At 67.2% G+C, this 22,866-nt stretch carries 24 protein-coding genes; 12 read left to right on the top strand and 12 right to left on the bottom strand.

The features are described 5' to 3' along the window. Positions 1-104: 104 nt before the first annotated feature. Complete coding sequence (locus tag CKW34_RS23295) at positions 105-1,316, bottom strand: acetyl-CoA C-acetyltransferase (protein ID WP_016695802.1); 1,212 nt, start codon at positions 1,314-1,316, stop codon at positions 105-107. Between the two features lie 40 nt (positions 1,317-1,356). Further along, positions 1,357-2,097 carry a 3-oxoacyl-ACP reductase FabG gene (fabG, locus tag CKW34_RS23300; RefSeq protein WP_059384417.1) on the bottom strand — a complete coding sequence of 247 codons (741 nt, stop codon included), beginning with the start codon at positions 2,095-2,097 and terminating at the stop codon, positions 1,357-1,359. A 166-nt stretch (positions 2,098-2,263) separates the two neighbouring features. Between fabG and CKW34_RS23305 the strand changes: the two genes are divergently transcribed. Next, positions 2,264-3,448: an acyl-CoA dehydrogenase family protein gene (locus CKW34_RS23305; protein WP_059384416.1), complete on the top strand. Its 1,185-nt coding sequence runs from the start codon at positions 2,264-2,266 to the stop codon at positions 3,446-3,448. Positions 3,449-3,573: 125 nt separating this feature from the next. On the opposite strand, the gene CKW34_RS23310 is transcribed toward CKW34_RS23305, so the two are convergent. The 4 genes from CKW34_RS23310 to CKW34_RS23325 form a co-directional block, all read right to left on the bottom strand. Continuing rightward, positions 3,574-5,229: a class I adenylate-forming enzyme family protein gene (locus CKW34_RS23310; RefSeq protein WP_059384415.1), complete on the bottom strand. Its 1,656-nt coding sequence runs from the start codon at positions 5,227-5,229 to the stop codon at positions 3,574-3,576. 14 nt (positions 5,230-5,243) lie between these two features. Continuing rightward, positions 5,244-6,008 (bottom strand): SDR family NAD(P)-dependent oxidoreductase, encoded by a 765-nt coding sequence (locus CKW34_RS23315; protein ID WP_059384414.1) that lies wholly within the window; start codon positions 6,006-6,008, stop codon positions 5,244-5,246. 70 nt (positions 6,009-6,078) lie between these two features. Beyond that, positions 6,079-7,209, bottom strand: a complete 1,131-nt coding sequence (locus CKW34_RS23320; protein WP_059384413.1) for a thiolase family protein — start codon at positions 7,207-7,209, stop codon at positions 6,079-6,081. 166 nt (positions 7,210-7,375) lie between these two features. Next, positions 7,376-8,722 (bottom strand): MFS transporter, encoded by a 1,347-nt coding sequence (locus CKW34_RS23325; RefSeq protein ID WP_059384412.1) that lies wholly within the window; start codon positions 8,720-8,722, stop codon positions 7,376-7,378. A gap of 301 nt (positions 8,723-9,023) precedes the next feature. Between CKW34_RS23325 and CKW34_RS23330 the strand changes: the two genes are divergently transcribed. The 9 genes from CKW34_RS23330 (at position 9,024) to CKW34_RS23370 (ending at position 16,075) form a co-directional block, all read left to right on the top strand. Then, positions 9,024-10,268 (top strand): CoA transferase, encoded by a 1,245-nt coding sequence (locus CKW34_RS23330; RefSeq protein WP_059384411.1) that lies wholly within the window; start codon positions 9,024-9,026, stop codon positions 10,266-10,268. Further along, on the top strand, positions 10,265-11,458 hold the full coding sequence (locus tag CKW34_RS23335) for an acyl-CoA dehydrogenase family protein (RefSeq protein ID WP_059384410.1): 1,194 nt from the start codon (positions 10,265-10,267) through the stop codon (positions 11,456-11,458). The genes CKW34_RS23330 and CKW34_RS23335 overlap by 4 nt, the downstream gene beginning before the upstream one ends. Before the next feature lie 42 nt (positions 11,459-11,500). Beyond that, positions 11,501-12,658, top strand: a complete 1,158-nt coding sequence (locus CKW34_RS23340) for an acyl-CoA dehydrogenase family protein (RefSeq protein WP_016693092.1) — start codon at positions 11,501-11,503, stop codon at positions 12,656-12,658. Positions 12,659-12,741: 83 nt separating this feature from the next. Further along, positions 12,742-13,362 (top strand): AIM24 family protein, encoded by a 621-nt coding sequence (locus tag CKW34_RS23345; protein WP_026061324.1) that lies wholly within the window; start codon positions 12,742-12,744, stop codon positions 13,360-13,362. 6 nt (positions 13,363-13,368) lie between these two features. After that, complete coding sequence (locus CKW34_RS23350; protein WP_059384409.1) at positions 13,369-14,073, top strand: AIM24 family protein; 705 nt, start codon at positions 13,369-13,371, stop codon at positions 14,071-14,073. Next, positions 14,070-14,819 (top strand): AIM24 family protein, encoded by a 750-nt coding sequence (locus CKW34_RS23355; protein ID WP_006550740.1) that lies wholly within the window; start codon positions 14,070-14,072, stop codon positions 14,817-14,819. Before CKW34_RS23350 ends, CKW34_RS23355 begins: the two co-directional genes overlap by 4 nt. A gap of 151 nt (positions 14,820-14,970) precedes the next feature. Next, positions 14,971-15,168, top strand: a complete 198-nt coding sequence (locus CKW34_RS23360; RefSeq protein WP_019290600.1) for a (2Fe-2S)-binding protein — start codon at positions 14,971-14,973, stop codon at positions 15,166-15,168. 48 nt (positions 15,169-15,216) lie between these two features. Next, positions 15,217-15,693: a bacterioferritin gene (gene bfr / locus CKW34_RS23365; protein ID WP_016693088.1), complete on the top strand. Its 477-nt coding sequence runs from the start codon at positions 15,217-15,219 to the stop codon at positions 15,691-15,693. Positions 15,694-15,784: 91 nt separating this feature from the next. Beyond that, complete coding sequence (locus CKW34_RS23370) at positions 15,785-16,075, top strand: GNAT family N-acetyltransferase (protein ID WP_059384408.1); 291 nt, start codon at positions 15,785-15,787, stop codon at positions 16,073-16,075. A gap of 79 nt (positions 16,076-16,154) precedes the next feature. Here CKW34_RS23370 and dmpG read toward each other — a convergent pair whose 3' ends face one another. The 4 genes from dmpG to CKW34_RS23390 form a co-directional block, all read right to left on the bottom strand. Further along, the gene (gene dmpG, locus CKW34_RS23375) at positions 16,155-17,210 is read right to left on the bottom strand and encodes a 4-hydroxy-2-oxovalerate aldolase (RefSeq protein WP_016696330.1); all 1,056 of its coding nucleotides are present in this window, start codon (positions 17,208-17,210) and stop codon (positions 16,155-16,157) included. Next, complete coding sequence (locus CKW34_RS23380; protein ID WP_059384407.1) at positions 17,207-18,139, bottom strand: acetaldehyde dehydrogenase (acetylating); 933 nt, start codon at positions 18,137-18,139, stop codon at positions 17,207-17,209. Before CKW34_RS23380 ends, dmpG begins: the two co-directional genes overlap by 4 nt. Further along, positions 18,136-18,981 (bottom strand): 2-keto-4-pentenoate hydratase, encoded by an 846-nt coding sequence (locus CKW34_RS23385; protein WP_059384406.1) that lies wholly within the window; start codon positions 18,979-18,981, stop codon positions 18,136-18,138. The genes CKW34_RS23380 and CKW34_RS23385 overlap by 4 nt, the downstream gene beginning before the upstream one ends. Before the next feature lie 91 nt (positions 18,982-19,072). Continuing rightward, positions 19,073-19,828 (bottom strand): IclR family transcriptional regulator, encoded by a 756-nt coding sequence (locus CKW34_RS23390; protein ID WP_059384405.1) that lies wholly within the window; start codon positions 19,826-19,828, stop codon positions 19,073-19,075. A 116-nt stretch (positions 19,829-19,944) separates the two neighbouring features. On the opposite strand from CKW34_RS23390, the gene CKW34_RS23395 reads away from it, so the two are divergent. Beyond that, the gene (locus CKW34_RS23395; RefSeq protein ID WP_059384404.1) at positions 19,945-20,481 is read left to right on the top strand and encodes a DnaJ family domain-containing protein; all 537 of its coding nucleotides are present in this window, start codon (positions 19,945-19,947) and stop codon (positions 20,479-20,481) included. Here CKW34_RS23395 and CKW34_RS23400 read toward each other — a convergent pair. Next, on the bottom strand, positions 20,468-21,121 hold the full coding sequence (locus CKW34_RS23400; RefSeq protein ID WP_059384403.1) for a CoA transferase subunit B: 654 nt from the start codon (positions 21,119-21,121) through the stop codon (positions 20,468-20,470). The genes CKW34_RS23395 and CKW34_RS23400 overlap by 14 nt on opposite strands. Before the next feature lie 3 nt (positions 21,122-21,124). Continuing rightward, positions 21,125-21,886, bottom strand: a complete 762-nt coding sequence (locus CKW34_RS23405; protein WP_059384402.1) for a CoA transferase subunit A — start codon at positions 21,884-21,886, stop codon at positions 21,125-21,127. A gap of 202 nt (positions 21,887-22,088) precedes the next feature. On the opposite strand from CKW34_RS23405, the gene CKW34_RS23410 reads away from it, so the two are divergent. After that, a complete protein-coding gene (locus CKW34_RS23410) occupies positions 22,089-22,862 on the top strand; it encodes an IclR family transcriptional regulator (RefSeq protein ID WP_016696360.1) in 774 nt (257 codons plus the stop codon). The last annotated feature ends 4 nt before the right edge of the window (positions 22,863-22,866 follow it).

Raw genomic sequence — 22,866 nt, forward strand, 5'->3', positions numbered from 1 at the left:
CGTTATCCCCAGGCCGTCACCTGCGACGAAAGAAGTTCGGGGAGGCTGTGTCCGGGTTTTTCGAGAAAACCGGACACAACCTCCCCGAACCGGGAGCTGTCTGTTTACGCGACGCGCTCGAAGATCGCTGCCAGACCCTGACCGCCGCCGATGCACATGGTCTCGAGGCCGTAGCGGGCCTCGCGACGGTGCAGCTCGCGGGCGAGGGTGGCGAGCATGCGTCCGCCGGTCGCGCCGACCGGGTGGCCGAGCGAGATGCCGGAGCCGTGGACGTTGGTGCGCTCGAAGTCGGCCTTGCCGAACTTCCACTCGCGGGTCACGGCGAGGGCCTGCGCGGCGAACGCCTCGTTGAGCTCGATGAGGTCGACGTCGGCGAGGGTGATGCCCGCCTTGGCGAGGGCGACCTCGGTGGCCGGCACGGGGCCGATGCCCATGATCTTGGGCTGGACACCCGCGACGCCCCACGAGACGAACCGCACCAGCGGGGTCAGGCCCAGCTCGGCGGCCTTCTCCGGGGTGGTGACGATGGCCATGGACGCGGCGTCGTTCTGGCCGCTGGCGTTGCCGGCGGTGACGGTGGCCTCGGGGTCCTGCTTGCCCATGATCGGCTTCAGCTTGGCGAGGGTCTCCAGGCTGATGTCGGGACGCGGGTGCTCGTCGGTGTCGATGACCTCGTCGCCCTTACGGCTGCTCACTGTGACGGGGATGATCTCCTCGGCGAGGATCCCGTTCTTCTGGGCGTGGACGGCACGCAGGTGCGAGTTCAGGGCGAGCTCGTCCTGCTCGTCACGGGAGATCGAGTACTCACGACGCAGGTTCTCGGCGGTCTCGATCATGCCGCCGGGCACCGGGTAGAAGCGGCCCCCGGCGGTCGAGCGGGCGCGGACCAGACCGTCGTGCATCTGCACGCCGGTGCGGGCACCGCCCCAGCGGATGTCGGTGGAGTAGAACGCCGCGTTGCTCATCGACTCGGTACCACCGGCGACGACGAGATCGTGATCACCGTTACCGACCTGGAAGGCGGCCTGGATGACGGCCTGCAGGCCCGAACCGCAGCGGCGGTCGATGTGCATGCCGGGCACCGTGATCGGCAGACCGGCGTCGAGCGCGACGACGCGACCGATGGCCGGCGCCTCGCTGTTGCCGTTGCAGTGGCCGAGGATGACGTCCTGAACCTGTTCGGGCGCAACACCGGTGCGCTCGAGCAGACCCTTCAGTGCCGCGACACCGAGATCGACTGCGGTGAGGGACTTGAACATTCCGCCGTAGCGACCGATCGGAGTACGGACCGGCTCGCAGATGACAACTTCGCGCATGATGACCTTTCGGGAAGAGAGTGAGGTGACGGGTGGACCGTCACATGAAGCGGCCGCCGGTGACCTCGAGGACGGTGCCGGTCATGTAGGAGGACATGTCGGACGCGAGGAACAGTGCGACGGAGGCGATCTCGTCGACCTCGCCGGGGCGGCCCATGGGGATCTCGCTCATCTTCTGGTCCCATGCCTTCTGCGGCATGGCCTCGGTCATCGCCGAACGGATCAGGCCGGGCTGGATCGCGTTGACGCGGACGCCGTGGTGCGCCATCTCCTTGGCGGCGGCCTTGGTCAGACCGACGATGCCTGCCTTGGCGGCGGAGTAGTTGGTCTGGCCGACCATGCCGACCTTGCCGGACAGCGAGGAGATGTTGACGATCGCGCCGCGCTTGGCCTCACGCATGATCGCGGCGGCCTTGCGGGTGCCGTGCCAGGTGCCCTTGAGGTGCACCGAGATGACCAGGTCGAAGTCCTCTTCGGTCATCGTGCGCATCGTCGCGTCGCGGGTGATACCGGCGTTGTTGACCACCACGTCGAGCGAACCGAAACCGTCGACGGCCTCGGCGAGGAGGGTGTCCCAGTCGGCGGACTCGACGACGTTGGCGCGCACGGCCCGGGCCACGTCGCGGCCACCGAGCTTCTCGGCGGCGGCGGTGGCGGCATCGAGGTCGAGGTCGCCGATCACGACGCGGGCGCCGGCATCGACGAACTCCTGTGCGATGGCGAAGCCGATTCCCTGAGCGCCACCGGTGATCACGGCAGTGCGGTTCTCCAACAGAGACATCTACGATTCCTTTCGGCGGGGCTCGGGACGGCCCCCAGACAAGTCGATGCTCCGAATATAACGGCGATCCGGCCCGTGGAACGGCCTCGATCCATCGACAATGCCTATACGGGAATGGCGCCATTCGTATTGGACACCTCCCGGCGGCCGCACGAAGGTTGTAGACATGACACTCTCCATCCCGGCCCCCGAGGTCGACGAAGACGACTTCCGCGAGATCCTCGCGCAGACCCGCGCGTTCGTGCGCAACGTGGTCGTGCCGCGCGAGCAGGAGATCGCCGAGACGAACGCGATTCCCGAGGACATCCGCCAGGCCGCGAAGGACATGGGTCTGTTCGGTTACGCCATCCCGCAGGAGTGGGGTGGTCTCGGCCTGAACCTGCAGCAGGACGCGGAACTGGCGATGGAGCTGGGTTACACGACCTTGTCGCTGCGCTCGATGTTCGGTACCAACAACGGCATCGCCGGCCAGGTGCTGGTGAACTTCGGCACCGACGAGCAGAAGAAGCAGTGGCTCGAGGGCATCGCCTCCGGCGAGGTCGTCGCCTCGTTCGCGCTCACCGAACCCGGTGCGGGCTCGAATCCGTCAGGTCTGCGCACCAAGGCCGTGCGCGATGGTGACGACTGGGTCATCACCGGTGAGAAGCGTTTCATCACCAATGCGCCGTTGGCGAACCTGTTCGTCGTCTTCGCCCGCACCCGTCCCGCGGACGAGAACGGTACCGGCATCGCGGTCTTCCTCGTTCCCGCCGACACCCCGGGTCTGACGGTGGGCAACAAGGACGCGAAGATGGGCCAGGAGGGTGCCTGGACGGCGGATGTGCACTTCGACGGGGTGCGGGTGCCGAACTCTGCGCTCGTCGGTGGCAGCGAGGACGTCGGCTACAAGGCCGCGATGGTCTCGCTCGCGCGTGGTCGCGTGCACATCGCCGCGCTGTCGGTCGGTCAGGCCCAGCGTGCGCTCGACGAATCGGTGGCCTATGCGGCCGCGGTGACCCAGGGCGGCACTCCGATCGGTAACTTCCAGTTGGTGCAGGCGATGATCGCCGACCAGCAGACCGGGGTGATGGCCGGCCGCGCCCTGGTGCGTGACGCCGCGAAGGCGTGGGTGGAGGAGACCGATCGCCGGATCGCGCCGTCGGTGGCGAAGTTGTTCTGCACCGAGATGGTCGGCAAGGTCGCCGATCTCGCGGTGCAGATCCACGGCGGCAGCGGCTACATGCGTGAGGTCGCCGTCGAGCGGATCTACCGTGATGTGCGTCTGCTGCGCCTGTACGAGGGCACCAGCGAGATCCAGCGTCTGATCATCGGCGGTGGACTCGTCAAGCAGGAACAGAAGAAGAACTCCTGATCTTCGCGGCGCGGTTCCGGAACGGGTACATCCGGAACCGCGCCCGAAGCGATTCTCTCGAATCGCCTTCCACCGCATACGAAGAAACCCCCGGCATCGGATGCCGGGGGTTTCTCGTGTGCGGGTCAGGAGATTGTCAGACGCGATCGCAGATCGGTCTTGAGGATCTTGCCCGCGGCGGAGGTCGGCAGTGCATCGACCACCACCACGTCGCGGATCTTCTTGTACGGCAGGACCCGTTCGGCGACGTACGCCTTCAGCTCCTCCGCGTCGGGCTCCTCGCCGGCGACGGGGACGACGAAGGCGACCGGCTCCTGACCGATCGCGCCCGCCTCCCGGCCGACGACCGCCGCGGTGGACACCTTCGGATGGGTCACCAGGATCTCCTCGAGCTCACGCGGATACACGTTGTAGCCCTTGTAGATCAACATGTCCTTCGCCCGGTCGGCGATGTACACGAATCCGTCGGCATCGCGGTAGGCGATGTCGCCGGTGGCGAGCCAGCCGTCGACGTACTGCTCGGCAGTGATCTCGGGGTGTCCGAGATATCCGTCGGTGACCTGCGGTCCGCGGATCCACAGTTCGCCGCGCTCCCCGTCGGGGAGGACGACGCCCGGATCGAGCTGCGACCGGATCTCGAGTTCGGTGTCGAAGACCGGAAGGCCGACGCTGCCGAGGCGGTACTCCGAGTCGACGACGAGCGGCATGGCCGTGACGACACAGGTGCCCTCGGTGAGCCCGTAGCCCTCCGCGATGCGCGCGTTGGGGAAGGCGCGCTCGAGGTTCTCGAGGGTCACATGGTCGATCGGTGCGGCACCGGACGAGACGACCCGCACAGTGGACAGGTCGCGGGTCTCGACGTCGGGATGCGTGGCGAGAGCATGCCACATCGCCGGGCTGCCGGTGATGTAGCTGGCCTCGTACCGCTCGATCAGTTCGAGCATGCGAGCCGGATCGAAGCGACCCGCGAGGACCTGGGTCAGGCCGCACGCGAGCAGGAACGACGTGTTGATCAGCGCGTGCGCGTGGAACAGCGGCGACACCACGATCGTCGAACCCTGGCCCGGGACCGCACCGGCGATCTTCAGGTCGTCGATCGGCTCGAGCGAGATCCGCCCGTCGACGTCGGCGACCAGCTGGTGCCCCGCGCGCCACGCGCACATCTGCGTGACGTTGCCGACGACGTTGCGGTGCAGTACCCGGACGCCCTTCGAAATGCCGGTCGTGCCACCGGTGTACGCGATGTGCGCGACGTCGTCCGGGCCGGTGACGACCGGTTCGAAGGTCTGCGGACGCCCTTCGAGCGCATCACCGAAGTGCACGGCGCCCGGTGCGGTGACCGCCTCGTCGGAGACGACCGCGATCAACCGGACGCTCGTTCCGTCCGCGGCCCGGAACAGCGTCTCGGACTGCGCGGAACCGGTGACCGCCGCGGCCGCGGAGGTCTCCTCGATCTGCCGGCGCAGACCCGGTTCGGGCTGCAGCGGATTCACGAGCGTGACCGCCGCTCCGACGCGGAGCGCACCGTAGTAGGCGATGTGGAACTCGACGCAGTTACCGAGGTGCAGGAGCACTACGTCGCGGGCCCGCACCCCGGCCTCGTGCAGCACGCCGGCGAACTGCGCCGAACGTGCGTCGAGGTCGTTGTAGGTGAGCACCCGGTCGTCGTCGATCACCGCCGGCCGGTCGCCGTAGACGGCGGCGAGGCTCGGTGCCCACACCGCCATCGTCGTCGCCGGGTACGACAGCCTGCGCTGTGCGAGGTCGGAAGCCGAGGTCATGGTCGACGCCCGGCTCAACGCGGTGCCATACGGATGGCACCGTCGAGACGGATCGTCTCACCGTTGATGTAGCCGTTCTCGAGGATGTTCGTGGCCAGCTGACCGAACTCGTCGGGGCGGCCGAGGCGCGACGGGTTGGGCACGGTCGCCTCGAGCGACTTGCGGACGTCCTCGCGCAGGCGGGCGAGCAGCGGGGTGTCCATGATGCCGGGGGCAATGGTGTTGACGCGGATGCCCTTGCTGGCGAGGTCGCGTGCGGCGACGATCGTCATTCCGACGATGCCGGCCTTGGACGCCGAGTAGTTGATCTGGCCGATCTGGCCCTCGAAGGCCGCGACGGAGGCCGTCATGACCACGGCGCCACGCTCGTCCTCGATGAGATCGAGTTCGGCCATGCGCTCGGCACCGAGGCGCAGCGCGTTGAACGAGCCGATGAGGTTGAGACGGATCACGAACTCGAAGTCCTCGAGCGAACCGGCCTTGCCCTCCTTGTCGAGGACACGCATCTTGCGTCCGGCGCCGGCGCAGTGCACGACACCGCGCAGGCCGCCGCGCTCGTGCGCGACGTCGAGAGCCGCCGCGAACTGCTCCGCATCGGTCACGTCGCCGGGAGCGAAGACAGCACCGTCGCCGAGATCCTTCGCGATCTCCTCACCGTTCGAGTTGGGCAGGTCGATGAGGGTGACGTTGCCGCCGGCCGCCAGGACGCGACGTGCCGTGGCGAGACCGAGACCGGACGCGCCACCGGTGACGGCGACGGACAGACCCTTGAGTTCCATAGTGTTTCCTTCGAATTCGTAGCAGTTCGAGTAATGAAGTGGGATCAGTGGATCTTGGAGAGCCTTCGGCTCAGAGAAGTTCGAGGATGGTGGCGTTGGCCATGCCGCCGGCCTCGCACATCGACTGCAGACCGTAGCGGATGCCGTTGTCGCGCATGTGGTGCACGAGGCGGGTCATGAGAATCGCGCCGGAGCCGCCGAGGGGGTGGCCGACACCGATCGCGCCGCCGAGCGGGTTGAGACGGTCGGGCTTCGCGCCGGTCTCGACCTGCCATGCGAGCGGCACCGGCGCGAAGGCCTCGTTGATCTCGAAGGCGCCGATGTCGTCGATGGACAGACCGGAACGCTTCAGGGCCTTCTCGGTGGCGGGGATCGGGCCGGTGAGCATGATGACCGGGTCGGCGGCGGCGACGACTGCGGTGTGGATGCGCGCGAGCGGGGTCCAGCCCTGTGCCGCAGCGTATTCGCTGGTGGTGATGAGCAGGGCGCCGGCACCGTCGGAGATCTGCGAGGAGTTGCCGGCGTGGATCACGCCGTCCTCCTTGAAGACGGTCTTGAGCTTGGCGAGCGATTCGACGGTGCCGCCGCGGCGGATGCCCTCGTCGGTGGCGAAGTCGCCGACCGGGGCGATCTGACCGGTGAACGCGCCCGCGTCGGTGGCGGCCGCGGACAGTTCGTGCGAGCGCAACGAGAATTCGTCGAGCTGCGTGCGGGAGAAGCCCCACTTCTCGGCGATCATCTCGGCGCCGATGCCCTGGCTGAAGCCTCCGACCTCGAAGCGGTCGAGCACGTTCTGTGGGAAGTGCTGACCGTCCTTGCTGGAGCTGCCCATCGGCACGCGGCTCATGGACTCGACACCACCGGCGATCACGACGTCGTTCTGACCGGAGATGACGGTCGCGGCAGCGAAGGACACGGCCTGCTGGCTCGATCCGCACGCCCGGTTGATGGTGGTGGCGGGCACGGTGACCGGCCATCCGGCCGCGAACACGGCGCTGCGCGAGACGATTCCGGCCTGGTCGCCGACCTGGCTCACGCAACCCCACTGGACGTCGTCGATCGTGGCGGGATCGAGGCCGGTCCGCTCGGCCAGTACGGTCAGCACGTGTGCGGACAGGTTGACGGGATGGATCTCGGACAGTGCACCACCGCGACGTCCGATGGGGGAACGGACGGCGTCGACGATCACGGCATCGCGCATGCGAATCGGTCCTTTGCTGTTGCGGGACACGGTTGCCGGGCAACCGTGGTGGGAAACGACGACCGGCCGGGTGGTGGTCCTCACATTCGAGGAGACCATGCACCCGGCCGGTAGGGGAAAGTCTTTCGGCGGAAGCGTCCGTTAGGCGGAAGCTATGCCGAACTGGTCAGGCCGCAGCCCGGATGATCTTGCGGTCGCGTTCCGGGTTCGCCAGGAACAGGACCAGGATCGCGGCGAGCGCACCGAGTGCGCCGATGACCTGGAAGGCCGTTGCGTAGCCCTCCGCCGCAGTGGCGGCGTTGTCGACGAGGACACCCGTGCCGTAGGGGGCGACGAGGCCGCCGACGGCCATCAGGGCGAGGAAGACACCCATCGTGCCGGCGGTCTGCTGCGGCGGGCACAGCTCGGAGATCGCGGCGTTGATCAGCGGGAACGCGATGGCACCGAAGCCGTAGCCGATGGAGACGACCGCGACGGCGAGGGCCGGCGTACCGATGGACGGGAGGAAGACCAGGATGGCACCGCAGATGAGCACGCCGACGGCGGGCACGATGATGCGGACGACCCGCGAACGGTAACCCTTGGCGCTGAGACGGTCGGTGACCGTACCCGAGCTGATCATGAGGAACAGGCCGATGATGGACGGCAGGGCGAACATCGAGCCGGCCTGCAGGGCGCTGTAGCCGAGGCCGACCTCGAAGTAGGACGGCAGCCAGGTCAGGACGACGGTGGTGAGCGCGTAGACGACCATGATCAGGATCGCGCAGCTGACGAACGTGCGGGTGAGGAAGATCTTGCGCCACGGCACGGACGGCTCGGTCTGCGCGGCGGAAGCGGAGGTTTCGGCGCCCTTGACCGCCTTGGTCGTGTAGGGGCCTTCCTTCCAGCCGAGGAGCCAGAAGCCCATCCAGACCGCACCGAGGATCGACAGCGAGATCAGCGCGGCACGCCAGCCCCACTCGACGGTGATGAAGGTCAGGACGGGAGCGAGGGCGATCTTGGCGACCGAGGCGGAACCGGCCAGGAATGCGCCGGGCAGACCGCGCTTGGCCGGCGGGTGCCACGAGTACGCGGCGGTGTGCATGAGAGCCGAGCTCGGTCCTTCGGCGAGACCGAGCAGCATGCGAGTGACCACCAGCATCGTGAAACTCGCGCTGACGACCAGCGGCAGCATCACCACCGACCAGATCAGGCCGAGAGCCAGCAGGGCCCAGCGGAGGGTCAAGTACTTGTTCAGCGGCCCGGCGAAGAATCCGCCGACGGTGAATGTGACGAAGAACAGCGAACCGACCAGGCCGATCTGGGAGGAGCTCATGCCGAGCTCACGCGCCAGAGGCTGGGCGATGATGCCGAGGACGGCCTTGTCGGCGTAGTTGACGACGTAGAGGAAGATGACCAGACCGGTCATGCTCCACGCGCGGCCGGGGGTCACGAGAGGTGTCGAGCCGGTCGCCGGCCCGCCGGGTCCGCCGGCGGTTGCCGGCTTGTCGTGCGCGATTTCGCCTGTGGTCACTGGGAGTCCCTTCAGAACTCGAGCGGGATGGCCGACTTACGAACAATCTGCATGTCGTTGTCGGAAGAACGTCACGCCTGGCGTCTGCATGCATTGAACGTGAGCCATGTCACCTGACGCAAAGAGCGGAAGGCGAACGAATCGATCACTGAAACCTATGACCCATCACAAGGCAGATTGAGGCCTCATCGAGTATTGGTCTGCGCTAACCGAGCGATAGCCGATCGGTGCTGTTCCCGGCGGCAAAACCTGGGCATGCTGACTGTGCCCGAAACAATCTGCGACGACGAGCGAGCCCAGCATGAACTCCACCGCTTCCACCGACGAGCTGCCCTCGTCCACTGCGCCCCTCGCGGGAGTGCGCGTGGTCGAGGTGTCCAGCTTCGTGGCCGCACCCCTGTGCGGCATGACCCTGGCCGCGCTCGGCGCCGACGTGATCCGGGTCGACCCGATCGGCGGCGCTGCCGATTACCGCCGCTGGCCGGTCACCGACGACAACGAGTCGATCTACTGGGCCGGCCTGAACAAGGGCAAGCGGTCGTTCGCGGCGGACTTCCGTAACCCGGACGCGCAGAACCTGATCCGCGACCTGATCATCGACGCAGGAGTGCTGGTCACCAACGCCGCCGGTCGTTCGTGGCTCGACTACGACGAGCTCGCCGCGATCCGCCCCGACCTGATCCACGTGCAGGTCCTCGGCCGCGCCGACGGCACCGGTGCTGTCGACTACACCGTCAACGCCGCCGCCGGCTTCCCACAGGTCACCGGCGCCGAGAACGTCTCGACCCCGGTCAACCACGTGCTGCCCGCCTGGGACGTCTCGTGCGGTCTGTACGCAGCCCTGTCGGTCGCCTCGGCCGTCTACCGCCGCGAGATCACCGGCGCCGGAACGAAGGTCGTTCTTCCCCTCGAGGACGTCGCGTTCGCGACCGTCGGCAATCTCGGCTACATCGCCGAGGCCCAGCTCGGCCGTCCCGTCCGGGAGAAGGTCGGCAACTCCGTCTACGGCACCTACGGCGCCGACTTCGCCACCAGCGACGGCGCACGCTTCATGATCGTCGCGCTCACGCCCCGGCACTTCCGCGACCTCACCGGACTCACGGGCACCGCCGACGCCGTGGCTGCCCTCGAATCCGCACTGGGCGTGGACTTCCGCGACGAAGGCACCCGATTCGAACACCGCCACGTGCTCAACAGCCTGTTCGGCGCCTGGTTCTCCCGCCACACCGCCGACGAGGTCGAGAAGGCCTTGGCCGGCACCTCGATCCTGCACGAGCGCTATCGCACCTTCGCCGAGCTCGCCACCGACCCGCGCGTGACCGACAACCCGATGTTCCACAAGCTCGATCAGCCGCGCATCGGCAGCTACCACGCCCCGAGCACCCCGATGTCCTTCGACGGCCGGTACCCCGAGGTCCGCCCCGCGCCGGCCAACGGCGACGACACCGCCGAGGTGCTCACCGAACATCTCGGGCTGACCGACGACGAGATCGACGCCCTCGCAGCTTCCGGCACCATCCGCATCTCCCAGAAAGAGCACGCATGACCCGCCTCGCCCAGACCCTCGGTCTGACGGAATTCCAGTCCGAGATCCTCGACACGGTCCGCACCTTCGTCGACCGCGAGATCATCCCGAACGCTCAGGAACTCGAGCACTCGGACACCTACCCGCAGGCCATCGTCGACCAGATGCGCGAGATGGGCCTGTTCGGGCTGATGATCCCCGAGGAGTACGGCGGACTCGGCGAGTCGCTGCTGACCTACGCGCTGTGCGTCGAGGAACTCGCCCGCGGCTGGATGAGCGTCTCCGGCGTCATCAACACCCACTTCATCGTCGCGTACATGATCCGCCAGCACGGCACCGAAGAGCAGAAGCAGTACTACCTGCCGCGCATGGCCACCGGTGAGGTTCGCGGCGCGTTCTCGATGTCCGAGCCCGAACTCGGCTCCGACGTCGCCGCCATCCGCACCAAGGCCAAGCGCGACGCCGACGGCAACTACGTCATCAACGGCCAGAAGATGTGGCTGACCAACGGCGGCAGCTCCACCCTCGTCGCCGCCCTGGTCAAGACCGAGGAAGGCTCCGACAAGCCCCACAAGAACCTGACCACCTTCCTGGTCGAGAAGCCCGCCGGCTTCGGTGAGGTCGTCCCGGGTGTCACCATCCCCGGAAAGATCGACAAGATGGGGTACAAGGGCATCGACACCACCGAACTCGTCTTCGACAACTACAAGGCCTCGGCCGATTCGATCCTCGGTGGCGAGCCCGGCAAGGGCTTCTTCCAGATGATGGACGGTGTCGAGGTCGGCCGCGTCAACGTCTCGGCCCGCGCGTGCGGTGTCGCGATCCGCGCGTTCGAGCTCGCCGCCCGGTACGCCCAGCAGCGCACCACATTCGGCAAGCCCATCGCCCAGCACCAGGCGATCTCGTTCTCCCTCGCGGAGATGGCCACCAAGGTCGAGTCCGCCCACCTGATGATGGTCAACGCCGCGCGCCTGAAGGACTCCGGTGAACGCAACGACGTCGCTGCCGGTATGGCCAAGTACCTCACCAGCGAGTACTGCTCCGAGGTCACCCAGGCCAGCTTCCGTATCCACGGCGGCTACGGCTACTCGAAGGAGTACGAGATCGAGCGCCTCATGCGTGAGGCTCCCTTCCTGCTCATCGGTGAGGGCACCAGCGAGATCCAGAAGACGATCATCAGCAAGGGTGTGCTGCGCAGCTACGCGCTGTAACGTCCACCCCCACAATCACATCCATACCTGGAAGGACAACGCGTGAAGCGCACGCTGTACAACGAGGATCACGAGGCGTTCCGTCAGACCGTCCGCGACTTCATCGCGAAGGAGGTCGTGCCCGTCTACCCCGAGTGGGAAGAGGCCGGCCATCCTCCGCGCGAGTTCTACAACCGCATGGGCGAACTCGGGCTCCTCGGCATCCAGGTTCCCGAGGAGTACGGCGGAGGCGGCGAGACGTCGCTGAAGTTCAACGTGATCCTCGCCGAGGAGGCGTCGGCGGCCGGTGTGTCGTTCGGTTCGTCGTCGGTGCACTCGAACCTGATCCTGCCGTACATCATGCAGAACGCCACCGAGGAGCAGAAGCAGCGCTGGCTCCCCGGATTCGCCTCGGGTGAGCTGATGTTCGCCATCGCGATGACCGAGCCGGGCACCGGTTCCGACCTCGCCAACATCGCGACCACCGCGAAGCTCTCGGAGGACGGCAGCCACTACGTCCTCAACGGCGCGAAGACGTTCATCACCGGCGGCGCTCTCGCCGACCGCATCCTCGTCGTGGCCCGCACCTCGCCGTACAACCCCGAGGACCGCCGCGGTGGCCTGTCGATCCTGGTGGTGGACACCAAGAGCGAGGGCTTCGCCGTCGGGCGCAAGCTCCACAAGATCGGACTCAAGACCTCGGACACCGCCGAGCTGTCGTTCGACGACGTGAAGGTGCCGGTCGCCGATCTGCTCGGCAAGGAGGGCGAGGCGTTCTCGTACCTGACGCAGAACCTCGCGCAGGAGCGTCTCACCATCGCGTTCGGCGCTGCCGCCACCGCGGCCGCGGCGATCCAGCACGCCATCGCATACACCAAGGACCGCAAGGTCTTCGGCAAGCCGGTCGCGTCCTTCCAGAACACCAAGTTCGTGCTCGCCGAGTGCTCGACCGAACTGCAGGCCATGCAGATCATGGTCGACAACGCGATCGAGCTCAACGACCGTGACGAACTGACGGTGCCCGACGCCGCCCGCGCGAAGCTGTTCGCGACGGAGGCCGCCGGCCGCATCATCGACAAGTGCCTGCAGCTGCACGGCGGCTACGGCTACATCACCGAGTACCCCATCGCCCGCCTCTACGCCGACACCCGCGTGACCCGCATCTACGGCGGCACCAACGAGGTCATGAAGACGATCATCGCCAAGGATCTGGGGCTGTAGGTCTTCTGTAGTTCTTCGGTGGAGTAGGCCCCGCTATCCGGGGTCTGCTCCACCGAAGTCGTTTCCGACTATCGTTTCCCGCCATGCGGCTAGTCGTGAAGACCAAGAGGGTGATCGAAGCCCACCTGAGCAATTCGTCCGTCCGCGCCCTGTCGGGGTCGATGGTGGCGTACGAGGGGCAGGTCGGTTTCAAGTCCGCCGGTTTCGGTGGCGGTGAGGGTGTTCTCGCCGGGCTGCGGCAACGCGCGACGGGCGAGGGGCTCTCGCTCATGGAGTGCAGCGGCACGGGTGTCGTCTACTTCGCGCACCAGGCGCAGGACGTCACGGTGCTGGAGCTGAACAACGAGACCCTGCAGGTCGAGTCCGAGCAGCTGCTGGCGCTGAGCGGGAACCTGAACACGAACGTGACGTTCGCGGGCCTGCGCGGCGGCATGAGCGGCCAGGGCCTGTTCACCACGACGGTGACGGGGACCGGGCAGGTCGCGCTGCTCTCGGCCGGGGGTCCGCTCATCCATCTCGAGGTGTCGCCGCAGTATCCCCTCGTCGTCGATCCCGACGCCTTCGTGTGCGCGAAGGGTCAGCTCACGCAGTCGTTCGTCACCGACGTGTCGTGGCGCTCGGCCATCGGCCAGGGCAGCGGCGAGGCGTTCTCCCTGAAGTGGGACGGCGTGGGCGTGGTCTCCATCCAGCCGGCGGAACGGTAGGAACAGATGAGCTTCACGAAGATCAACGGCAAGGTCGTGCGCGTCGACCTGCGGCAGTCCGGTCCCGTCGTGGCCCGCCGCGGCGCGATGCTGTTCTACACCGGCAACGTCCGGTTCTCCCCCCACGGTGTTCCCGGTGGCGTCGGGGGCGCTCCCGGTCTCGGTGGTCTCGCCGGCATGGCGGGACGCATGCTGCAGGGTGAGCACGAGGCCACGATGCTGGCGCAGGGCGACGGCGTCGTGCACTACGGCTTCCGCGGTCTCGAGACGCACATCGTCGACATGTCCGCGGGCGGCGAGCTGCGGGTGGAGGCGTCGCGCCTGCTCGCCCACACCACCGGTCTGCAGTCCACGGTCGTCTCGGTGGCCGCGGCCTCCGGTGGTGGCGGGGGCGGCGGTGGTCTGCTCGGGGCACTGCGCGGCGCCGCCACCGGCGCGATGACCGGCACCGGCATGTTCACCACCCAGCTGACCGGCCAGGGTGCGGCTGTGCTGCTCGCCCACGGTGGCGTGTTCGAACTCCAGGTGGGCGGCCCGACGCCGGTGGTCGTCGACCCACAGGCGTTCGTGGCGTCCTACGGCTCGGTCCGCACCGAACTGAAGTCGTCGATGAGCTGGCGGAACGTCGGTCGCACCGGCGGGGAGGCCATGCAACTCGAATGCAGCGGACAGGGCATCGTCTACGTGCAGGCATCGGAGGAGAAGCTGTGAGTACCGTTCTGAACCCGTCGAGCTTCGGTGGCAGCGACAACGTGCCGGGCAACCCCTATGCCTACTGCATCGACCTGCAGACGCCCTGGTTCCTGTCGAAGGGCGCGATGATCGCGTACTACGGCCAGGTTCAGTTCTCGGCGCTCACCCACGGGTTGCAGGGACATCTGCTGCACATGGTGGCCCAGCAGTTCTCCGCTCCGCTCTATCTCGGCGACTACGTCGTGGCCGAGGGCTTCGGGAAACTGATCATCGGCGACCGCGGATACGACATCAACTCGTACGACCTCGACGACGGCAACCTCACGATCCGGCAGGCCAATCTGCTGGCCTTCGAACCGGGCCTGTCGCTCAACCAGTCGATCGTCCCGGGCTTTCTCACGCTCATCGGTACGGGCCGTTTCCTCGCGTCGTCGAACGGGCCGGTGATGTTCGCCGAGCCGCCCCTGAGGGTCGACCCGGAGGCACTCGTCGGCTGGGCCGACTGCCCGTCCCCCAGTCACCACTACGACGAATCGTGGATCACCGGGTTCGTCTCGGCCGGGGCGCGGCGTTTCGGCGTGCAGTCGGGGGAGGAACGGCAGTTCGATTTCACCGGTGCCGGCACCGTCCTGATCCAGTCGAGCGAAAAGGTTCTCGACGATTCGTCGCTGGTGCGCACGATCGAGAACCAGATCCCGGGCCTCACCGCGCCCGGTCTGCACCGGATCAACCAGGTGGTATCGCAACACCTGCAACAGCAGTAGCTGCAGTAGCACACCCTGGGACAGACCTGGGCATAACACGGATCCGGGCCCCCTCTTCTGTGACTACGATCACAAGCTAGGCTAGCCTAAGCCGATGTAAGGTTTGGACAACCTAAGTGAGTGTTTCCTCAGTCGCAGAAAGGTGGCTCTGATGATCGTCTGCAGTTGCCACGCTCTTACCCACCACCACATCGAGGCAGAGGTGGCTGCGGGAGCACGCTGTACCCGCGAGGTGAGCGCCAAGTGCCGCGCCGGCACCGATTGTGGCAGCTGCGTCCGGAACATCTCGGCGATCATCCGGCAGGCCCGCGAGCGGAATGAGACGATCGAACTCGAGACCGCCGTGTAGCCAGCCCCTACCCGGCGGTAAACCTGATGGTTCACCCCGGGAGGTGCCATGAAGGGCGACAAGAAGGTCATCGAGTTGCTCAACGAACAACTCACCGCCGAGCTCACCGCGATCAATCAATACTTCCTGCATTCGAAGATGCAGGACAACCGCGGATGGGCGAAACTCGCGAAGCACACTCGCGACGAGTCGTTCGACGAGATGCGTCACGCCGAGAGACTCACCGATCGGATCCTCTATCTCGACGGACTCCCCAACTACCAGCGCCTCGGGGCGTTGCGTCTGGGGCAGACCGTCAAGGAGATGCTCGAGGCCGACCTACAGGTGGAGATCGAGGCCCGCGACCGGCTCCGGAAGGGAGCCGAGTACATGCGCTCGGTCAGCGACATCACCTCGGCCAACATCTTCGAGGAGATCCTCGCCGACGAGGAAGAACACATCGACTATCTCGAAACCCAGCTCGATCTGATCGAGCAGCTCGGCGAGCCGCTGTACCTCGCCCAGCACATCTCGCCGCCGGAATAACCCGGCACAGCAGAACGGGCCGCGGCATTGCGCCGCGGCCCGTTCTCTATGCTGTGGGACACACCAGCTTGTCGACGGTGAGAGGAAGACCATGAGCGATTCGTCCCTGACCGTGGTGCACAACGCCGAGAAGCAGAGGTACGAAGTCCGGGACGACGACGCCGTCGTCGGATACACCCAGTACCACCCCGACGACGACGGCCGCCTCGTCTTCGACCACACCGAGATCGACAAGGGCTACTCCGGTCAGGGACTCGGAGGCAAGCTCGTCGGTTTCGCCCTCGACGACGTCCGCGACCGCGGCAAGCGCATCGTCGCGATCTGCTCGTACGTCGACAAGTTCATCGAGAAGCACCCGGACTACCGGGATCTGACCGACTAGAGATGCACGCGGGCGCGGCACGACCTGGTGGGTCGTGCCGCGCCCCGACGCGATTGTTCCGGCTCGGTGCGGCCGGTGGTCAGTTCCCCGCGCGGTTGCGCAGATCGAGTGCGACGTCGGTGATCATGTCCTCCTGGCCACCGACGAGGCCGCGACGGCCGATCTCGACGAGGATGTCGCGGGTGTCGAGACCGTAGATGCTCGCGGCGGTCTCGGCGTGCCGCAGGAAGCTCGAGTACACGCCGGCGTAGCCGAGGGTGAGGGTCTCGCGGTCGACCTGGACCGGACGGTCCTGCAGCGGGCGAACGAGATCGTCGGCGGCGTCCTGCAGCCCGAACAGATCGCACGAGTGCTTCCAGCCGAGCAGGTCGGCGACGGCGACGAAGGGCTCGATCGGGCAGTTGCCGGCACCGGCACCGTGTCCGGCCAGCGATGCGTCGACGCGGATGACACCTTCCTCGACGGCGCACACGGAGTTGGCGACCGACAGCGACAGGTTCTGGTGCGCGTGGATGCCGATCTGCGTGGTGTCGTTCAGGACCTCACGGTAGGCACGCACACGCTCGCGGACACCGTCCATCGTCAGGCGTCCGCCGGAATCGGTGACGTAGACGCAATCGGCGCCGTAGGACTCCATGAGCTTCGCCTGGCGGGCGAGCTCCTCGGACGGGGCCATGTGCGACATCATCAGGAAGCCGGACACGTCCATGCCCAGTTCCTTCGCCGCGGCGATGTGCTGCGCGGAGACGTCGGCCTCGGTGCAGTGCGTCGCGATGCGCACCGACCGCACGCCGATCTCGTAGGCACGCTTCAGCTCGTGGACGGTTCCGATACCGGGCAGGAGCAGCGTGGTGAGCGTGGCCGAATTGATCGCTCCGGCAGCGGCTTCGAGCCACTCCCAGTCGGTGTTGCTACCGGGACCGTAGGTCAGCGAGTGACCGGCGAGACCGTCGCCGTGGGAGACCTCGATGGCATCCACACCGGCACGGTCGAGCGCACCGGCGATCTTCGCGACGTCCTGCGGCGTGATGCGGTGACGGATGGCGTGCATGCCGTCGCGCAGGGTCACGTCCTGGATGTACAGAGCCGTTCCGTCGCTTGCGAATTCGCGAGTCGTCGTCGTTGCCGCGGTCATGCCGTCACCTGATCCTTCTTGCGTGCCGCCACGGCGCGTGCGACCTGCAGCGCCGCGGAGGTCATGATGTCGAGATTGCCCGCGTACTCGGGCAGGTAGTGCGCTGCGCCCTTGACCTCGAGGAACACCGCGACCTTCCACAGGGGGCCGGTGTGGTCGGTGAGCGTCTCCATGGGCTCGGTGACCTCGGTGAACTGCACCTCCTGCTTGAGGGTGTAACCGGGCACGTATTCCTGGACCTTCGCGACCATCGCCTCGACGGACGCGACGATCTCGTCCTTGCGGTCCTCACCGACGAGAGCAAGCACGGTGTCGCGCATGATCATCGGCGGCTCGGCCGGGTTGAGGATGATGATCGCCTTGCCGCGCGTGGCGCCACCGATCTTCTCGATGGCCTGCGAGGTGGTCTCGGTGAACTCGTCGATGTTGGCGCGGGTACCGGGGCCGGCCGACTTCGAGGAGATCGAGGCGACGATCTCGGCCCAGTGCACCTTGGTTACCTGCGAGATGGCCGCGACGATCGGGATGGTGGCCTGACCACCGCAGGTGACCATGTTGACGTTCGGGGCGTCGAGGTGCTCGGTGAGGTTCACCGGCGGCACCGTGTACGGGCCGATCGCGGCCGGCGTCAGGTCGATGAGCATCTTCCCGTGCGGGCGCAGGACCTTCTCGTTGTACTCGTGGGCCTTCGCCGAGGTCGCGTCGAAGACGATCTCGATCTCGTCGAAGCGCGGGTGCTCGACGAGCCCTTCTACACCGGTCGAGATGGCATCGATGCCGAGGCGCTTCGCCCGTGCGAGGCCGTCGGATTCGGGATCGATGCCGACGAGGGCGACGGTCTCGAGTTCGGCGTCGGCCAGTCGCTTGATCTTGATGAGCAGGTCGGTGCCGATGTTGCCCGACCCGATGATGGCAACCTTGGTGGTCATGAGTTCTCCTGTGCGGTGGAGCTTTCGGAAGAGAAACGCGCGGTGACGGTGCCGAGCGAGGAGATCTCGGCGCGGACCGTGACGCCGGGCGGCGCCGGAACCATCGGGCCGAGGGCCCCCGACAGCACGACCTGCCCTGCGCGCAGGGGCTGCCCGAACTCGCGTGCCGTGCGTGCGAGCCACAGCAGGGCGTTCAGCGGATCACCGAGGCAGGCTGCGCCGTTGCCCTCGGAGACGAGCTCGTCGTCGACGTACATCCGCATGGTGGCGTCGATCGGCTCGAACTCGTCGAGGGTGAGTGTCTGCGAGCCGAGCACGTACAGGCCGCTGGATGCGTTGTCCGCGACCGTATCCGTGATCTTGATGTCCCAGCCGGCGACGCGGCTGTCGACGATCTCGAGAGCGGCGACCGCGTGTCCGACGGCGGCGCGGACGGTCGCGAGATCGAGATCGTCCGAGTCGAGGTCGGCGGAGAGGACGAAGGCGATCTCGGCCTCGGCCTTCGGCTGCAGCAGGCGCTCGCTGGGCACCTCGTCGAGAGCGGTCACGTCCATGTCCTCGAAGAGGACACCGAAGTCGGGGCGATCGACACCGAGCTGCTGCTGCACCGCCGGGGAGGTCAGGCCGATCTTGCGTCCGACGATGCGGGCACCTTCGGCGAGCCGGCGGTCGGTGAGCTGCTGCTGCACCGCGTACGCCAGGTCGATGTCGGTCTCCCCGAGCAGGTCGCGGACCGGACCGCACGGTGCAGAGCTGCGTGTGGCCTCGATGAGACGGTCGGCCGCCGCACCGGCGATGCGGGTGCGATCCGCCGCTGATGTGGTGTTGGAGCTGGTAGTCATCACGTCCTCGTCGTTCGATGGATTACGACCATCGTGGCGGCGGGGTCCGCCCCCGTACAGGGGGTCGTTCCGGTGAGTGGAACGTGTGCGCTCAGAGGTTGCGGATGGCCTCGCGCCGGGCGTGGGTGGCGGCGATCCCCGCGGCGGCGGCCTTCACCGCGCCCTCGTGCTTCTCCGGACGGAACCGGGTGACGGGACCGGTGACGCTCACCGCCGCGATGGGACGCTCGTCCGCGTCGAAGATCGGGGCGGCGACACAGGCCAGGCCGACCGCGGACTCCTCGAATTCGAACGCCACCCCGCGCTCGAGCACGGTCGCGAGATTCGCCCCGAGCCGCCCGGGGGTCGTGATGGTGCGGGGAGTCTTGCGCGCCAACCCGGCCTCGACCACCTCGGCCAGCAGCTCCGGTGGGGAGAACGCGAGAAGCGCCTTCCCGATCCCGGTGCAGTACATGGGCATTCGCCCACCGATCCGGGACGGCGTGGAGGCAGGCCGGTGCCCACCGATCTTCGAGACGTAGACGACCTCGACGCCTTCGGGGACACCGAGGTGCACGGTCTCGTGGGTGCGTTCGTAGAGGTCCTCCATGAACGGGATCGCAACCTCGACCAGGCCCCGCTCGACGGAGGCGCGCAGACCCAGTTCGAAGAGCTGACCGCTCAGGCGGTAACCCGCCGGATCCTTGTCGAGCAACCGGACGGCGACGAGATCGGTGACGACGCGGTGCAGCGTCCCCTTCGGCAGACCGGTGCGTCGGCCCAGTTCGGCGAGGGTGAGAACGTGGTCGTCGGCGGTGAACGCCCACAGCACGGTGACGACCTTGCCGAGCACCGTGTTGGTGTCCACCCCGTCGCCCGGCGGGCGGGCATGCACCGGCGACTCGCGCTGTCCTTCCACGTGGCTCAGGTTAGGACACCTCGCTCCGCACGCGGGACAGGCGCCCGCGCTGGCATCCTGGATGTGTGACCGAGCGCAAGCGGTGGGATCTGACGTTCGAGACGTGGATCGAACGTCAGATCCGTGTGGCGCAGGACCGCGGCGATTTCGACGATCTGCCCGGTTACGGCAAACCCATCCCCGATCACGGCGACGACGAGCTGTGGTGGGTGAAGAGTTATCTGGCGCGCGAGGGTCTGTCGACGGAAGCGTTGCTGCCGCCCGAACTGCAGTTGCGGCGCGAGATCGAGCGGCTGCCCGACACGGTCGGCTCGGCGCCCAGCGAGAAGGTGGTGCGCGAGATCGTCTCCGATCTCAACCGGCGGATCGCCGACTGTCTGCGTTTCCCGAGCGGCCTGCCCGTACCGATCCACAAGGTCGACACCGAGGAGATGGTGGAGGTGTGGAGGGTCGAGCGGGCAAGTCGTCGCGAGGAGGCCCGCACGGCCCTGAACTCGACGCGACCCCGGCTCGAGACGGAGTCCGAGACCGGGGTCGCGCGGAGAAGGTGGATCTTCCGGTGGTTCCGCAGGCGGAACCGGCCGGTCGTCAGGGAAGGGTGAGCGGTGCTCCGGTCGCAGCGCGCACCTGCTCCTCGGTGACGCCCGGGGCGCACTCGGTCAGGACGAGGCCGTCGGCGGTCACATCGATCACCGCGAGGTTGGTGATGATGCGCTGCACCACGCCCTCACCGGTGAGCGGCAGCGAGCACTCCGAGACGATCTTCGGGTTGCCCTGCTTGTCGGTGTGCTCCATGAGCACGATGACCTTGCGGGCACCGTGGACGAGATCCATCGCCCCGCCCATGCCCTTGACCATCTTGCCGGGCACCATCCAGTTGGCCAGATCGCCGGTGGCCGAGACCTCCATGCCGCCGAGCACCGCGGTGTCGATGTGGCCGCCGCGGATCATGCCGAAGCTCAGCGCCGAGTCGAAGAAGGCAGCGCCGGGGTTGACCGTCACGGTCTCCTTGCCGGCGTTGATCAGGTCGGGATCGACCGAATCCTCGGTGGGGTACGGCCCGGTGCCCAGGATGCCGTTCTCACTGTGCAGGGTCACGTGCACACCCTCGGGCAGGTAGTTGGGGATCAGCGTCGGCAGGCCGATACCGAGGTTGACGTACTCCCCCGGCGAGAGTTCCTGCGCGGCACGCGCGGCCATCTGCGTGCGCGTCCACCCCTGTGTCTCGACAGCTGTGGTCATCTTCTACGCTCCCTTCGCGGCGCTGACGGTGCGCTTTTCGATCTGCTTGTCCTGGACACCGGTGTGCACGACCCGGTTCACGAAGATTCCCGGCAGGTGCACCTCGCCCGGATCGATCTCGCCCGGCTCGACGAGTTCTTCGACCTGGGCGATGCACACGCGACCGGCCATCGCGGCGAGCGGGTTGAAGTTCATCGCGGCCTTGTTGAACACCAGGTTGCCCTCGGTGTCGCCCTTGAGGGCGTGCACGAGCGAGAAGTCGGCGGTGATGGACTCCTCGAGCACGTACCGCTTGCCGCGGAACTCGCGGATCTCCTTCGCCGGCGACGCCACGGCGATCGAACCGTCGGCGTTGTACTTCCACGGCAGTCCGCCCTGCGAGATAGGCGTGCCGACACCGGCGGGGGTGAAGAATGCGGGGATGCCCGCGCCGCCGGCGCGGAGCTTCTCGGCGAGAGTGCCCTGCGGGGTCAGCTCCACCTCGAGTTCACCCGAGAGGTACTGCCGGGCGAATTCCTTGTTCTCCCCGACGTACGATGCGGTGACCCGGCTGATGCGCTTGCTGCCCAGCAGGATTCCGAGACCGTGGCCGTCGACGCCGCAGTTGTTGGAGAACACCTCGAGGTCGGTGGCCCCGGTGTCGGCTATGGCCTGGATCAGGATGTCGGGGATACCGCACAGTCCGAATCCGCCCACCGCGAGCGTCGCACCGTCACGGATGTCGGCGACGGCCTCCGCCGCCGTCTCGAACACTTTCGTTGCCAACTCTCACCTCTCGGGTTCCGGGGGAGCCGCCGGGGCTCCGCTGGACGAATCACGTCCACTGGATGAACGCGGTCACATTCTTGGTTTCTACTAAAGAGTCTGCAGGTGGCGAACACAAGTACCTGCCGAAATCTCCCGAAAATTGGTCGTTCATCGAACGGAGACCCCATATGCGTTCACTGAATGGACGTAGAATCGATACATGTCGTCCGATGCACGGGGTCAACTGGTCACGCGGATCGCCGCTCTGCTGCGCACCGTCTCGTCGCACGAGCCGGAAGGGGTGACGACCTCCGAGGTTGCGCGCAGCACCGATCTCGCCCGGCCCACGGTGCACCGCCTGCTCAGCTCGCTCGCCGACGAGGGGCTCGTCGACCGGGATCCGGCCTCGGGACGCTGGGCCCTCGGACCCGAGCTCTACCTGCTGGGATCGCTCGCATCGGTGCGCTACGACATCACCGACCTCGCGGGCGACGTGCTGCGCGATCTGGCGCGCGCGACCGGCGAGAGCGTCTTCCTCTCCGCGCGGCGGGGCGACGAGACGGTGTGCCTGGCGATGGAGGAGGGCAGCTTCCCGCTGCGTTCGCACGTGCTCCACATCGGGATCCGGTTCCCGCTCGGGGTGGCGTCGGCGGGGCTGGCGATCCTCGCGCACATGCCCGATCAGGACATCGAGGCGTATCTGTCGCGGGTGGATCTCACGGAGAATTGGGGACCGGACCATGCGCGACCCGCACTGGAGAAACGGATCGAGGCGACTCGGCTGGCCGGCTACGCCGTCAATCCGGCGCTGATCGTCGAGGGCAGTTGGGGAATGGGCGCCGCGGTGTTCGATCACCGCGGCGCCCCGACCTGGGCGTTGAGTCTGACCGGCGTGGAGAGCCGGTTCCGGCCCGATCGTGTGCCCGAACTCGGTGAGGCGCTGCTCGACAGCGCCCACCGTCTCACTCAGTTGTTGCGTCACCGTCCCCGGTGACGCG

It is taken from the genome of Rhodococcus rhodochrous, assembly GCF_900187265.1.
Lineage (GTDB): Bacteria > Actinomycetota > Actinomycetes > Mycobacteriales > Mycobacteriaceae > Rhodococcus > Rhodococcus rhodochrous.